The organism is Sphingomonas crusticola (genome assembly GCF_003391115.1).
GTDB lineage: Bacteria > Pseudomonadota > Alphaproteobacteria > Sphingomonadales > Sphingomonadaceae > Sphingomonas_I > Sphingomonas_I crusticola.
The window spans coordinates 157580-172579 of sequence record NZ_QTJP01000001.1 but is presented as its reverse complement, the minus strand read 5'-3'; the positions used below and the strand labels follow the sequence as shown (position 1 = coordinate 172579).

At 65.4% G+C, this 15000-nt stretch carries 11 protein-coding genes; 3 read left to right on the top strand and 8 right to left on the bottom strand.

All coding sequences use genetic code 11. The features are described 5' to 3' along the window. Positions 1–13: 13 nt before the first annotated feature. The gene (locus DX905_RS00825; RefSeq protein ID WP_116089638.1) at positions 14–1279 is read right to left on the bottom strand and encodes an MFS transporter; all 1266 of its coding nucleotides are present in this window, start codon (positions 1277–1279) and stop codon (positions 14–16) included. Positions 1280–1398: 119 nt separating this feature from the next. On the opposite strand from DX905_RS00825, the gene DX905_RS00820 reads away from it, so the two are divergent. Then, entirely contained in the window at positions 1399–1902 is a 504-nt protein-coding gene (locus DX905_RS00820) for a DoxX family protein (RefSeq protein ID WP_338053747.1), read from the top strand. On the opposite strand, the gene dinB is transcribed toward DX905_RS00820, so the two are convergent. The 4 genes from dinB to DX905_RS00800 all read right to left on the bottom strand — a co-directional run bounded on the left by dinB (position 1826) and on the right by DX905_RS00800 (position 5024). Then, positions 1826–2911, bottom strand: a complete 1086-nt coding sequence (gene dinB, locus DX905_RS00815) for a DNA polymerase IV (RefSeq protein ID WP_116089637.1) — start codon at positions 2909–2911, stop codon at positions 1826–1828. The genes DX905_RS00820 and dinB overlap by 77 nt on opposite strands. Before the next feature lie 67 nt (positions 2912–2978). Then, positions 2979–3410 (bottom strand): hypothetical protein, encoded by a 432-nt coding sequence (locus tag DX905_RS00810; protein ID WP_116089636.1) that lies wholly within the window; start codon positions 3408–3410, stop codon positions 2979–2981. Between the two features lie 75 nt (positions 3411–3485). Then, entirely contained in the window at positions 3486–4007 is a 522-nt protein-coding gene (locus DX905_RS00805) for a phosphoribosyltransferase (protein WP_116089635.1), read from the bottom strand. Positions 4008–4013: 6 nt separating this feature from the next. Further along, the gene (locus tag DX905_RS00800; RefSeq protein ID WP_116089634.1) at positions 4014–5024 is read right to left on the bottom strand and encodes an adenosine deaminase; all 1011 of its coding nucleotides are present in this window, start codon (positions 5022–5024) and stop codon (positions 4014–4016) included. Between the two features lie 76 nt (positions 5025–5100). Between DX905_RS00800 and DX905_RS00795 the strand changes: the two genes are divergently transcribed. After that, entirely contained in the window at positions 5101–5973 is an 873-nt protein-coding gene (locus tag DX905_RS00795) for a hypothetical protein (protein ID WP_116089633.1), read from the top strand. A 2-nt stretch (positions 5974–5975) separates the two neighbouring features. Further along, positions 5976–7151 (top strand): S41 family peptidase, encoded by a 1176-nt coding sequence (locus DX905_RS00790; RefSeq protein ID WP_116089632.1) that lies wholly within the window; start codon positions 5976–5978, stop codon positions 7149–7151. Here the strand turns inward: DX905_RS00790 and DX905_RS00785 are convergent. From DX905_RS00785 to DX905_RS00775, 3 genes are read right to left on the bottom strand one after another with little or no spacing between them, the layout of a single operon-like run. Further along, on the bottom strand, positions 7134–8594 hold the full coding sequence (locus DX905_RS00785) for an efflux transporter outer membrane subunit (RefSeq protein ID WP_116089631.1): 1461 nt from the start codon (positions 8592–8594) through the stop codon (positions 7134–7136). The genes DX905_RS00790 and DX905_RS00785 overlap by 18 nt on opposite strands. Beyond that, complete coding sequence (locus DX905_RS00780) at positions 8591–11839, bottom strand: efflux RND transporter permease subunit (RefSeq protein WP_116089630.1); 3249 nt, start codon at positions 11837–11839, stop codon at positions 8591–8593. The genes DX905_RS00785 and DX905_RS00780 overlap by 4 nt, the downstream gene beginning before the upstream one ends. Beyond that, the gene (locus DX905_RS00775; RefSeq protein ID WP_275896085.1) at positions 11836–14946 is read right to left on the bottom strand and encodes an efflux RND transporter permease subunit; all 3111 of its coding nucleotides are present in this window, start codon (positions 14944–14946) and stop codon (positions 11836–11838) included. The genes DX905_RS00780 and DX905_RS00775 overlap by 4 nt, the downstream gene beginning before the upstream one ends. Between the last annotated feature and the right edge of the window lie 54 nt (positions 14947–15000).

Genomic DNA, 15000 nt, shown 5'->3' with positions numbered 1-15000 from the left:
GCATGGCGATGGGTCAAGCGGTCGCGAAAACCGGCGCCGCCGGCTCCTTGCGCCACAAAATCACCGCCAGGGCCGCCGCTACGCCGAACATGCCTGCGACCAGGAAAGCGGGGCCGTAGCTGCCGGTCTGAGTGCGGATCACGCCCGCCCCGAATGCCGCGGTTGCGGCGCCGAGCTGATGGCCGACGAACACCCAGCCGAAAATGATCGGCGCGTCCCGCTCTCCGAACGTGATCGTCGCCAGCTTGACGGTGGGCGGCACTGTCGCGATCCAGTCGAGCCCGTAGAAGATCGCAAACGTAGTGAGGCTGCCCGCGCCGAAATCGAGGAACGGCAGCGCCATCAGCGAAAGTCCCCGCAGTCCGTAATAAACGAGCAGCAATTTGCGCGGATCGTAACGATCCGTGAGCCAGCCCGATCCGGTCGTGCCGATGAGATCGAACAGCCCCATCAATGACAACAGTCCCGCCGCCTGCACGGGCGGAATGCCATGATCGCCGCAGTAGGCGATCAGGTGTGTCCCGACGAGGCCGTTGGTGGTCAGCCCGCATACGAAGAAGGTGCCGAACAACAGCCAGAACGTCGGCGACCGGCTTGCGGTGCGCAGGGCAGTGAAAGCGAGCATAACGCTCGGCGCCCCGCGCGGTTTGATGGGCGTCGCGACGCCGTCAGTGCCCCCAAAGCGCTCGGTGCCGATATCGCCAGGATGCTCGGGCAGGAGCAAGGCGACCACCGGGATCAGCACTGCGCAGCCAATGCTGACGAACCACACGATCGGCTGCCAGGCACCGTGGCGTGACAGCCAGGCCATGAACGGCAGGAAGATCAGGGCACCCGTGGCGGTCGACGCGGTCAGCGCGCCCATGATCAGGCCTTGTCGCGTCGCGAACCAGCGATTGACCACCGCCGCGCCCATGACCGACGCTACCGCGCCGCTGCCGACGCCCGATATCACGCCCCACGTCACGATATATTGCCATGGCTGTGTCATCCACAGGCTGGCGAAGGTCGCGCCAGCCATCAGCGTGAGCCCGCCCATCATCGTGCGGCGGATTCCCACGGTCTGCATCAGCGCGGCAGCGAACGGCCCCACCAGGCCATAGAGGCAGATGCCGACCGCAGCCGCCGTCGAAACCGTGGCACGGCTCCAGCCAAAATTCATGCCGAGCGGCAGCATCAGCACGCTTGGCGCGGCCCGGAGTCCGGCCGCAACCAGCAAGGCCGCAAAGGTCACGCCGGCGACGACGAAGGCATAATGCTGTCCGAACGGCCGGCGCATCGCGGGCTCCCGTTGATGAAACCGAGACGTGCAAGCCGGCACCATCGGAGTCAACGCGGGCGGCCGATAGAATTAGCTCGCCCCCGGAACGTTCGCCTTTGCCCGGCTTTGCAGCCGTGGTGCCTTCCGCAGATCCTTCCCTTGGGCATGCCGCGACGCGCGGGATAGATCAGGCGCGCCTGATCCTGCGCTGGCTGTTGGTGGCGGCATTTCTGCTAGCCGCTTATTTCCACATCGCGCATCCCGCGCCGTTCCTGCGGATCACGCCAGCCTGGGTGCCGGCGCCACGCGCAATCATATTTCTGACCGGCATTTGCGAATTGCTCGGCGCTGCCGCTCTGCTGATCCCCCGCCTGCGCTGGATCGGGGGCTTGATGCTCGCGCTCTATGCAATCTGTGTGTTCCCGGCCAACGTCCAACACGCGCTGCTCTTTGCCCAACATGCGACCAGTTGGACCGGTTGGCTCTATCACGGACCGCGCCTGCTGTTTCAGCCGGTGATCGTGTGGTGGTGCCTGTTTGCCGGCCGGGTGATCGACTGGCCCTTCATAAGGAGAGGCCGAGCTGGGCAAAGCCAGGCTGCTCCTCCTCTCCCTCATCCTCGGCAAGGGCCGACAAAGTAAGTCCCAAGAGCCGCACGCCGAGCGGCACCGGGCACAAGGCCGCAAGCAGACCCTGGCCGGCTGCGCCGATCGTGGCACGGTCGCTGATCACATGGGTGAAACTGCGGGCACGCGTGATCTGGCGGAAGTCGGCATATTTGACCTTGAGCGTGACGGTGCGACCGGCCGACCCCGCGCGTTCGACCCGCTCCATCAAAGCCTCCAGCACCGTCTCAAGTGACGATGCCAATCCTTGGGGATCACTGATATCTTCGAAAAATGTCCGCTCTGCGCCGACCGACTTACGGATGCGGTTGGGGCGCACCGGGCGATGGTCGATGCCGCGCGACGCGCCGTGCAGATAGGACGCGAAGCTTCCGAAATGTGCTTCGAGGAACTGCAGCGTCTGCGCCTTGAGATCGGCCCCGGTTTCGATGCCGAGCCGCGCCATTTTCTCCGCCGTTTTGGGTCCCACGCCGTGGAAACGCTTGACCGGCAGGCTTTCGACAAAGCGTGGCCCCTTTTCGGGCGTGATCACGCAGCAACCGTCGGGCTTGTTCTGGTCCGATGCCAGCTTGGCGATGAATTTGTTGTAGGACACGCCGGCGGACGCGGTCAGTCCAATCTCGGCTTTGATGCGGGCGCGTATTTCCTCGGCAATCGCACGCGCAGATTCCGCCCCCGATACGTCGAGATAGGCTTCGTCGAGCGATAGCGGCTCGATCGCATCGGTATAATCCGCGAAGATCGCGCGGATTTCGCGGCTGATGGCGGAATAGACGTCGAAGCGCGGCTTCACGAAAATCAGGCTGGGACAGCGCCGTCGCGCGGTAACCGACGCCATGGCGGAACGCACGCCATAAACGCGCGCTTCGTAGCTTGCCGCAGCGACCACCCCGCGTTCGCGAGTGCCCCCGACCGCGACCGGCTGGCCACGCAGATCGGGGTTATCGCGCTGTTCCACCGAGGCGTAAAAGGCATCCATGTCGACATGGATGATCTTGCGCGGTGGCTGTTCGTCGCCCTCCATCGCACCCGTTTAGCGCGCTCGGAACAGGAAGGGAACGCCGCCCGACAAATGGCGGACGGCGAGATCGTCAGCGGGGGGTCGTGGTGTCGGTGGTGGTGGTCCCAGTGCTGCCGCTCGTTCCGGTGGTCGTTCCGCTACCCCGGCGCCCATGGCTCTTGCCGCGGGTCGAACTGGCCGTGCCCGTGGTCGGGCCCATGTCAGGCGCGTTGACGTTACTGCCCACGCTCGTGCCGGTCTGCGCGCCGATGCTGCCGGTCGTCGTGCTCGAACCATTGGCCCCAACCGTCGTGCTCGCGCCGCTCGGGCTGGTGCTGGTCGAGGTGCCAGTCCCCAGCGTAGTCGTGGTGCCAGGAATTCCGGGGCCACTCGCGCCCGGCGCGGCGCCGGTGATTGCCGGGCCTGCTCCGGGCACTCCGGCGGAGCTGCCGGCCGTGCCGGTGGTCTGTGCGATCGCGGGCATTGCCAGCGCGGCCGCGGCCAAGATCATGATGCGGCGCATAAAAAACTCTCCTATGTTAGTCCAAGTGACTGAACATAAAGGAGAACGCCGACGGCATGAGATTGGTCCGAAGTTTCAGGCGAGCCGTTCAGGAACCGCGTCGGCCTCCTCGATCAGCGTGCGCCGTTCGGCCATCGCCTCCCATGGGAAGACGAACCAGCGCTTGTCGCTCGATCGATCGATGGTGCGCGAACGGTAATTTACCCTGGCCGCCGAGCGGAGATTGTCGATCAGCACAGCTACCCGCACCCGCTCCGCAATCGCGCCATGATCGACCAGCGACTTGCGCAGCGCTTCGATGGTCCCGCCACTATCGTTGATGTCGTCGACCAGCAGGATCGTGCGCCCCTCCCCGGTCGCGGCCGCCAGCTTTGCCATCAGCTCCTCAGCGAAACTCGGCACGCCTGAACTGTAATCGACCGACAGCAGCGAGATGCCGGTGCGATGCGATAGATAGGCGGCCGGAACCAACCCGCCCCGGCCAATCCCGACGATGTGATCGGGCTTCCAACCATCCTCCTGCAGCGCAGCCGCGACCGCCTGCACGTCGTCGACGAAGTCGGCATAGGGTATGTAGCAGAGTTCAGGGGCGGTCATGATTGATCAGGCCGCGAAGGCATCGACCGCGGCAAGATGCCTGGTCACCGCGTCGTCGGGCAGGAACGAGCCCAAGAAGCTGTTACGCGCGAGGGTGACGAGATCCCTGCGGTCGAGATAGGGCGCCACCGCGCGATAATTGTCGGCGACATAGCCGCCGAAATAGGCGGGATCGTCGGAATTGATCGTCGCCCGCAGGCCGTGTTTCAGCATGGCCGGGATCGGGTGCTGCGCCACGTCGCCGACGACGCACAATTTGAGGTTGGAAAGCGGGCAGACGGTCAGCGCGATGCCGCTACGGGCCAGCCTGGTGACGAGTTCGGGCGACTCCAGCGCCCGGTTGCCGTGGTCCAGCCGGTCGATGTGGAGCAGGTCGAGTGCCTCCAGCACGTAGGCAGGCGGCCCCTCCTCGCCGGCATGGGCAACCCGTTTCAGCCCTGCGGCCCCGGCCGCGGCGAACACGCGCGCGAATTTCTCGGGAGGATGCCCCACCTCCGACGAATCGAGCCCGACCGCCGCGATCCGGTCGAGCCATGGCTCGGCTGCCTGCAGCGTTGCGAAGGCGGCTGCCTCGTCAAGATGACGCAGGAAGCATAGGATCAGCTTGGAGGTGATGCCGAACCTTTCCTCCGCCGTCTTCATCCCGGCAAGCAGGCCGTCCGCGGCAACCCCAAAGGGCAATCCGCGATCGGTGTGCGTTTGCGGATCGAAGAAGATTTCGGCGTGGACGACGCCGTCGGCGTGGGCGCGGGTGAAATAAGCCAGCGCCAGATCGTGGAAATCCTCCTCGGTGCGGAGCACGTCGGCACCCTGATAATAGATGTCGAGGAAGTCCTGGAGTTGCGTAAAGCTGTAGGCGGCGCGAAGCTGCTCAACCGAGGCAAAGGGAATCTGGATGCGATTGCGCCGCGCGAAGGCGAACATCTGCTCGGGCTCGAGGCTGCCCTCGATGTGGAGGTGGAGCTCGGCCTTCGGCAGGCCGGCGATAAAGGCATCGGAATCGGCGGTGTCGGGCATCGTTACGGCGCTCTCCGGCAGGCGTCCGCGCTTGCCTAGCGCAGGCAGGAGGTCCGCGTACAGCCCGGCAATACTGGTGCCGGCCGCCCTGCTCCTCACCGCCGCGCATAAGCCGCTTCCGCCAAGCGGTGAACTCGTACTGGATGCTGCCAATCCCGTCGTTGAGGTCCAGATTGCGGGCGTGCCGCTGCGGCTGCGGGTCGATCTCGATCAGCACGACAATATCGAACTCAACCCCGCCGCTGCTGCGGCCCTGTCTGCGCTAAAGTGGGAAGCCGGGCTCGACACGGATGTCGGACGCGTTCGGCTGCATAGCCGCATCGCCCCCGCGATCCTGCGCATCGATGGGCGCGAGCAGCCGAGCCAGGTCGCCGAACATGGCCGCAATTGTTGCGCGGGCAGCGATGGCGCGATCGGGCCGGATCTGCTGCCATTCGCCACCGTACGCTGGCGCCGCGATGCCGCTCCCTCACCCACCGCCACCCGTACGCTCTCGCTCGCCGACAGCCCCATGTTCGGCCTCTCCGCCGCCGGAGACATCGGCAAATTGCGGCTGCGCTTCGCCCTCACGCAGCCGGAAACTGTCGGCACCGCCGCGGCGGGCGCCTTACTAGCCCAGGAATATGGTGGTCATTGGAACGGCGCGCCGCGGCATGTGACGCTGGCATTCGGCGTGTCGCGTCCGGCGCGCATCATCGCCTTCGCGCGCAACGTCAATCTTGCCGGTTTTCCCTTCGATCAGCTCCTGTTGCGTATTTCGGATTTTGCGGGCGAAGCACGACTGCCAACCGACCCGGTCGATCCCGGCGACATCGTGGTAACCCGCCATCTCGACCGCCAGCGCGCCTGGCCTGCGATCACGCTCGGCGCAGACCGGCTCAGCCGCTGCGCCGAAATCGCGTATACCGCCGTCCCGCGCACCCTGACGCTGCGCTGCGCGTTCGATTGACCATGAAACGTCTCACAGCGCTGGCCGTCCTCTTGGCCCTTCCCCTCCAGGCGGCGGTGCCGACCTACACGCCGGAGCTGCAGGCGCGCGTTTTCGACCGCGCGTGGAGCCTGGTAGCCAAACATTATTGGGATCGCAGCCGCACCGGCGAAGCCTGGGCCGATGCGCGCGATCATTTCCGTCCGCTGGCGGTGGCCGCGTCCGATCGGCCGGCTTTCTACACATTGCTGGGCGAGATGCTGGCGTCGCTTGGCGACAGCCACGTCTATGCGATCGATCCCCTGCAAATCTCGATCGGCAGGGCGCGTGATGCGGGACGGGCGGAACAAGGCTTTGGCCTGGCGATGTCTCCCGATGACAACGGCCACTGGCTGGTAACGCGCGTAGCCGCCGGTTCGTCCGCAGCAAAGGCTGGGGTCGAGATCGGCTGGGAGGTGCGCGCGGTGAACGGCAAGCCGGTCGATATCGACTATCAGCCGACTGAAGGTGAGCAGGCGAGCTTCGACTTCGACGACGAACATGGCGCGCGCCACTCGCTCGACCTCATCGCCGCACCCGAACCTGCACAGCTCGTACGCCGTGCGACGCGCCTGCCGGACAACATCCTGCTGGTAGGTCTCGACGGCTTCGATTCCGGCGCGGACCGCTGGCTGGCGCGGACCATCGCGCAGGGACCCCCGCCCGCCGCCATCGTGCTGGATCTGCGCGGCAATGACGGCGGCGACGCGGATGTCATCGCGAAGGTCGCCGGCCTGTTTTTTGCCGAAGACCGTCCACTTGTGCGCCGCATCGAGCGCCGCGAGAATGTACAGAAGGTGCGTGGCACCGGCGAACGGGCCTATCGGGGGCCACTGGCCGTTCTGATCGGCCCGAACAGCGCCAGTGGGGCGGAGGCGCTGGCAGCCCTGGTCGACGAGAGCGGGCGTGGCACCACCGTCGGCGAGCGGACGGCGGGCGCGCTTACCGGCGCATCGGAATATAAACTGCCGGACGGAGGCGAGCTGTCGGTGGCGGAGTTTGATATCCGCACGCCCGATGGCCGCCGACTGGAAGGCGTCGGGCTCGAGCCGAAGATCGCCGTCAAGCCAAGCCTTGCCGACCTCCGAGCAGGACGCGATCCGGTCCTGGATCGCGCGTTAGAGGTCGTAAGGGGCGGCCAGCTAGCGGCTAGGCGGTAGTTGCGCCGCCGCGGGCGCACTCTGCCAGCTTCCCCCGATCGCCTGAATGAGGCTGACGGCGGCCGCCTGCCGATCGACCATCGCCGCCGCTTCGGTCTCGCGCGCCTGTAGCGCCGTCGCCTGCGCCACGATCACGTCGGAATATGCGATCTGCCCCGCCAGATATTGGTTCTGGGTCAGCGCTTCAACACGGTTGGCGGCCGTGGCCGCGCTTGCGCGCTGCTGCGAAACATAGGCCAGGATCCGCGCAGCGGCGAGCTCGTCTTCGACCTGCTGAAACGCGAGGAGCACGGTCTGCCGGTAATTGGCGACCGCCTGATCATAAGCGGCGCGTGCTTCCGCCACGCGGGCGGCACGGCCGCCGAAATCGAGCAGGGTCAGCGCCCCGGTCAGGCCGAGCGACCAGATGCTGCTCGCGGCGCTGAACAGCGATCCGAGCCGGCTCGACTGGGTGCCGATATCGCCGCTCAGGCCCAGCGTCGGGAAGAAAGCGGCACGCTCGATCCCGATCGCGGCATTGGCGGCGGCGACCCGGCGCTCGGCCGCGGCAATATCGGGGCGGCGTTCCAGCAGAGCGGATGGGATCGTCCCAGGCACATCGGGCACGGTTGGTCGCCATGGCGCCGCCGCCAATGTGAAGCTGGACGGATTTTCGCCGACAAGCACCGCGATCGCATGTTCGAACAGGGCGCGCTGCCGTTCGAGATCAGCCGCATTGGCGCGCGCGCTGTCGAGCTGGGTCTGCGCCTGCAGCACATCGACCCGCGCCACGACCCCCTGATTGTAGCGGTTGTTCGTGATCGTCAGCGCGCGCGCATAGGCCGCGACGGTAGCATCGAGGATGGCCTTCTGCTGCTCGATGCCGCGCAACTGGACGTAATCCAGCGCCAGCTCCCCCTGTGCGGACAAAGTCGCATTGGCGAGGTCCGCCTGGCTGGCCTGCGCCAGCGCTCTTTGTTGACTGACTGTGTTGCCGATCCGCCCCCACAGATCGGGCTCCCAGCTCGCGCCGATCGACACAGAATAGCGGCGGCTGCCATTGTTGCCGGAGTTGACTGTCGTGCCGCCGCCGATGATGGTCGTAGTGCCGCGGCCGAAGGAACCGGCGCGCGTCGCGCCCACCGACAGGTCCACCGTTGGGAAGAAGGCCGCGCGCGCCTCCCGCACAGTGGCCCGTGCCTGGGCATAAGCGGCGGCTGCCGCTGCGACATTCTGATTGTTGATCGCGACCCGGGCTTCCAGATCGTTCAACACCGCATCGTCGAACAGCAGCCACCATTGGCCTTTGGCGACCGCGTCCGCCGGCGCGGCCGCGCGCCAGCCCGGGGCCTCCTTGAAGCTCGACGGGATGCTCGCGGGCGGGCGATTATAAGCCGGCGCGAGATTGCAGCCCGCCAGCGCGAGCATGAGGGGTATTGTCGCGAGCGCGCGAGACTTGTTCATGCGGGTTGGATTCCTCGGGATTGGCTCTGGCGCGCCAGCATCCGCTCGCCCGGCGAGCGCCGGCGGAAGCGATCAAGCGCCAGATAAACGACCGGCGTGGTCAGCAATGTCAGAAACTGACTGGCGATCAGCCCGCCGATGATCGCGATGCCGAGCGGGCGGCGCAGCTCGGCGCCCTCTCCGAAGCCGATTGCGAGTGGCAGTGCGCCGAACGCGGCCGCCATCGTCGTCATCAGGATCGGGCGGAACCGCAGGAGGCTCGCCTCGCGGATTGCCGCCATCGGCGTCAGGCCGCGCGAGCGTTCGGCATCCAGCGCGAAGTCGATGATGAGGATAGCGTTCTTCTTGACGATGCCAATCAGCAAGATGAGCCCGATCAAGGCGATCAGGTCATATTGCGAACCCGTGACCATCAGCGCGATCGTGGCACCGACACCGGCTGAAGGCAAAGTCGAGAGCACGGTCAGCGGATGGACCGCGCTTTCGTAGAGAATGCCCAGCACGATGTAGATCACGACCAGCGCCGACAGAATCAGGATCGGATTGGATTGGGTCGACTGCTGGAAGACCTGCGCAGTTCCCGAAGCTTCGCCATGGACTTGCACGGGGAAGTTGAGACTTGCCTGGACCTGCTGGATGCGGGCGATTGCGTCACTGAGCGCAAAGCCGTTGCCCGTCGAGAAGCTGATTGTGGCGGCGGGCGCGGCATCCTGATGATTGACCTGCGCGGCGGTCGAACGCGTCGACCAACGCGCGATGGTGGAGAGAGGGGTCATGGATGAGGCAGTGGTGTTGACGGCTGCGCCGGCAGCGGCGTCGCGCCCGGAACCGGTGGTAGAGCCCGGTGTCGAGCCAGTCACTCCTGCGGTCGTCCCGATGGTGGTGGCCGCCATACTGGCTGCGGTCGTCGCGGCGGTAGCAGCAGCGGTCGATCGCGTCGGCACGTAAACGTTGCGAAGCGCTTCTGGAGAGCCGGTGAACTGGGACGCTACCCCCATCACCACATGATATTGATTGAGCCCGCTATAGATGGTGGCGACCTGCCGCTGGCCGAAAGCATCGTACAAGGCGTTATCGACGGCTTGAGGTGTGACGCCGAGCCGGGTCGCGGCATCATGATCGACATCGACATAGACTTCCGCCCCGCCCTCGGACTGATCGACATCGACGTCGGTGAGCTCGGGATATTTCTTGAGCGAAGCGGCAAGCGCCGGGCCGGCCTTGGCAAGCACCGCGGGATCGTCGGCCTTGAGCGTATATTGGTAGCTGCTGTTCCCGCCGCGGCCACCGACGCGCATGTCCTGAACCGGGCTCAGGAAGGCCGCCACACCGGTAACCCGCGACAGCTTCGGCCGCAGCCGCGTGATCACGTCGCGCGCGGAATCACGTTGGCTCTTTGGCTTCATCGTCGCGAACAGGAAGCCGCCGCCCGCGCGCGATCCGCCAGTGAAGGCAACGACATTCTCGATCGCGGGATCGCGTTTGATGATCTTTACGATCTGCGTGAGCTTGGTCTGCATATCCTGGAAGGAGATGCTCTGGTCGGCGCGTAGCCCGCCTTGGAGCGAGCCCGTATCCTGTTCGGGGAAAAAGCCCTTCTGGATCGTGACCAACAGGAAGATGTTGAGCGCGACCGTGCCCGCCAGCAGCAGCAAGGTGGCACCGCGATTGGCCAGCGCCCAATCGAGGCTTCGCGCATAGCGTGCCTGCAGCCGCTCGAACTGCCGCTCGGCAAAGCGCGAGAAACGATTCTCCTTCTGCGCTTCGCGTTCCTTGAGGATCAGCGCCCCGATCATCGGGGTCGCGGTCAGCGAGATCACCAGGCTGATCAGCACGGCGACTGTCATGGTGATGGCGAATTCCCGGAACAACCGTCCGACGATGCCTGCCATGAACAGGAGAGGAATGAACACCGCGACGAGGCTGATCGAGATGGACAGCACCGTGAAGCCGACTTCGCGTGCGCCCCGCAGCGCCGCCTGATGCGGTTTCATCCCCTCTTCGATATGGCGGCTGATATTCTCCAGCACGACGATCGCATCGTCGACGACGAAGCCGGTCGCGACGGTCAGCGCCATCAGCGACAGATTGTTGAGGCTGAAGCCGAGCAGATACATCACGCCGATCGTACCGAGCAGCGAGGCTACAACCGCCACGGCCGGAACGACCGTTGCTCGCAGCGAGCGCAGGAAGATCGAGACTACGATCACCACCAGCAGGGTCGCGATCACCAATGTGATCTCGACCTCGTGCAGCGAAGCGCGGATGGTGGTCGTGCGATCGGATGCGACGGCGAGCTTGATGTCGGAGGGGATTGCCGCCTGTAGCCCGGGCAACTGCGCCTTGACAGCATCGACGGTGGCGATGATGTTCGCGCCGGGCTGTCGGCTGAGAATTACGGTTACGGCGCGTCGGCCGTTAAACAGCCCCATTGTGCGCACGTCCTCGGGCCCGTCATACACGCTGGCCACATCCGAAAGGCGCACAGCAATGCCATTGCGCCAGGCGACGATCAGATTGCAGTAATCGGCAGCCTTGAGCCCAGGCACGTCGCCATAGATCTGCCAGGCGGTCGCCCCGTCCTCGATCACGCCGCGCGGACGGTTGGCGTTGGTGGAGGATAAAGCGGTGCGCACGTCCTCCAGCGGAATGCCGTAGCGTGACAAGGCCAGCGGATTGAGATCGATCCGCACGGCCGGCAACGCCGCGCCGCCAAGCTCGACATCGCCCACGCCCGGCACTTGCAGCAGCCTTTGCTGCACCACGTTGGACACCGAATTGTAGATGTCGGCGGAGCTGCGCGTATCGCTGGTGAGTGCGATGATCATGATCGGGGCGTCGGCCGGGTTGATCTTGCGGTAACTGGGATTGCTCTTGAGCGTGGACGGCAGATCCGCGCGCGCGGCATTGATCGCCGCCTGCACGTCACGCGCCGCGCCGTCGATGTTGCGCGACAAATCGAATTGCGCCGTGATGCGGGTCGAGCCGATGCCCGATTGGGAGGTCAGCTCGGTCACGCCCGCGATCGTCGCCATGCGCCGCTCGAGCGGCGAGGCGACGCTGGTCGCCATCGTCGTCGGGCTGGCGCCGGGCAGGCTGGCCGATACGCTGATCGTCGGAAAATCGACCTGCGGCAGCGGCGACACTGGCATGACGAAGAATGCCGCGATTCCCGCCAGCATCAGCCCGACCGTCAGCAACAACGTCCCGATCGGGCGCCGGATAAAGGGTCCGGAAAGGTTCATGCCCGCTGTTCGAGCGGCAGCATCGGCTCGGCCTCACGATTGCGGCGGATGCGGGCCCACATGCGTTCGAACGCGAGGAAGATAACCGGAGTCGTGAACAGGGTCAGCGCCTGGCTGACGATCAGGCCTCCGGCGATGGCGAGGCCGAGCGGACGGCGTAGCTCCGCGCCCATGCCGCTGCCGAGGATTAGCGGTAGGGCAGCGAACAAGGCTGCAAACGTGGTCATCATGATCGGACGGAAGCGCAGATGCGCCGCCTCGCGAATGGCGGTGTCGGCGTCCTTGCCGTCGCTACGTTGGGCATCGATCGCGAAGTCGATCATCATGATCGCGTTCTTCTTGACGATGCCGATCAACAGCACGATCCCGATGATGCCAATCACGCCGAGATCGTTGCCGCTCAGCATCAGTGCCAGCAAGGCACCGACGCCCGCCGACGGCAGCGTCGACAGGATCGTGATCGGGTGAATGAAGCTCTCATAGAGCACGCCCAGCACGATATAGACGACCACGATCGCCGCCAGGATCAGCCAGATTTCATTGGCGAGGCTTGCGCGGAAGGCGTTGGCCGCGCCGAGGAAGGTGGTGGTGATCCCGGACGGCATGCCGATACGCTGCTCGGCCGCCTGGATCGCGCTGACCGCGCCGCCGAGCGACTGGTTTTGCGCGAGATCGAAGCCGACCGTCGAGGCCGGGAATTGCGCGACGCGCGTCACCTGCAGCGGCGCCTCGCCTTCGACGAAGCTCGCCACCGTCGACAGCGGCACCGATGTGCCCGACGAGGTCTGGACGTAAAGCTGGTTGAGCGCCTGGGGGCTGGTGAGCATGCCCGGCGCGCTTTCCAGGATCACGCGATATTGCGTGGTCTGTGTGAAGATGGTCGAGACGATGCGTTGACCGAACGCATTATAGAGCGCGCTGTCGACCGCGGCAGTACTGATGCCGAGCCGCGCGGCCACGTCCCGGTTGATCTTGACCGTCACCGCGCGGCCCTGATTCTGCATGTCGGAGACGATGTTGCGAACCTGGCGAACGCCCTTCAATTCTTCCAGCAATTTGCCGGTCCACAGGTTGATCTCGTCCTGGTCGGCGCCCTGCAAGGCGAAGCGATATTGGGTCGGGCCGCCCTCGGCGTCGATCGTCAGATCCTGGACCGGGCGCACATAGAGCGTGACGCCAGCGATATCGCGCGCGCGGTTCTGCAGGCGGCGGATGAGCGCGGTCTGGCTGCCGCTGCGATCACCCTTGTCCCTGAGGTTGATCAGCATCCGGCCCTGGTTCAGCGCGGGGTTCTTGCCGTCGACCCCGACGTTAGAGCTCAGGCTGGCGACGTCCGGATCGTCGAGAATCGCATCGGCAAGCTTGGTCTGCAGGCCGGACATCCGCCCGAAGGACACACCCTGCCCCGTCACCACCACCGCCTGGAGCTGACCGGTATCCTGTTCCGGGAAGAGGCCTTTGGGAATGGCGACGAACAGCAAGGCGGTGAGCGCGAGCGAGCCAGCAAAGACCAACAGGGTAAAGCCCTGACGTAGCAGCACCCAGTCCAGCGCCCAGGTATAGCGGCGCGATAGCTGGTCGAACTTGCCCATCGTCCATTCGGACACGCGGAAAGACCGCGTCTCCGCCTCCGACCGCAGCCAGCGTGCGGACAACATTGGCACCAAAGTGAGCGCGACGATCGCCGAGATCAGGATAGTGACCGCCAGCGTGATCGCGAATTCGCGGAACAGCCGTCCGACGACATCGCCCATGAACAATAACGGAATCAGCACCGCGATCAGGCTGACGGTCAGCGAGATGATGGTGAAGCCGATTTCGCGGCTGCCCTGTAATGCGGCCGGGAGCGGCCTTTTGCCCTCCTCCAGGTGGCGTGCGATATTCTCGGTCACCACGATGGCGTCGTCGACGACGAAGCCCGCGGCGATCGTCAGTGCCATCAAGGTCAGGTTGTTGAGGCTGAAGCCGAGCAGATGCATGACCGCGAACGTACCGACGATCGACAGCGGCACCGCCAGGCTCGCAATCAATGTCGCCTGCCACGATCCCAGGAACAGGAAGATCGCGATCGTCACCAGGACGACCGCAAAGACCAGTTCGATCTGGACGTCATGAACTGAGGCCCGGATGCCGGTGGTGCGATCCGTCAGCAGCGTGACATGCACATCGGCAGGCATCGCGGCCTCGAGCTCGGGAAGCGCCGCCTTGATCGCATTGACCGTGCCGATCACATTGGCCCCCGGCTGGCGCTGGACATCGACGACGATCGCGGGCGTGCGGTTCATCCATGCACCCAGCCGGATATTCTCCGACGAATCGATCACGTTGGCGACGTCCGACAGCCGCACGGGGCTATTGTCGCGATAGGAGATGATCAGGTTCTTATACTCGTCGGCGGTAGCCAGCTGATCGTTGGCGTCGATCGACCAGCTCCGTGTCGGCCCATCGAAACTGCCCTTGGCGCCGTTGACGTTGGCGGCCGCGATCGCGCTGCGAAGCGCGTCGAGCGAAAGATTGTGGGCTGCCAGGGCCTGGACATTGGCCTGGATGCGTACCGCCGGCCGCTGGCCGCCCGAGAGCGACACCAGCCCTACACCTGATATCTGCGAGAGCTTGTTGGCGATCCGTTGATCGACGAGGTTCTGCACCTCGGCCAGCGGCCGCGTCTGCGAGGTGATGCCCAGGCTCAGCACCGGCGCGTCGGCGGGATTGACCTTGGCATAGATGGGGGGAGCCGGCAGGTCCGACGGCAGCAAGGTATTGGCGGCGTTGATCGCGGCCTGCACTTCCTGCTCGGCGACATCCAGCGTCAGGTTGAGGTTGAACTGGAGCGTCACCACCGATGCGCCGGCTGAAGAGACCGACGACATTCGCGAAAGGCCGGCCATCTGCCCGAACTGGCGCTCCAGCGGCGCGGTGACCGTCAGCCCCATTACGTCCGGGCTGGCGCCGGGATAGAGCGTGCTTACCTGGATCGTGGGGTAATCGACCTCCGGCAGCGCCGACAGCGGCAGGAAACGATAGCCGACAATACCTGCCAGCAGGATCGCCAGCATCAGCAACGTCGTCGCCACCGGACGCATGATGAACGGGCGCGAGGGGTTCACCCCTTCCGGCCCCAGCACCTCATCCTCGGCGCCGAGGCTGGTCCCGCTGGCGGA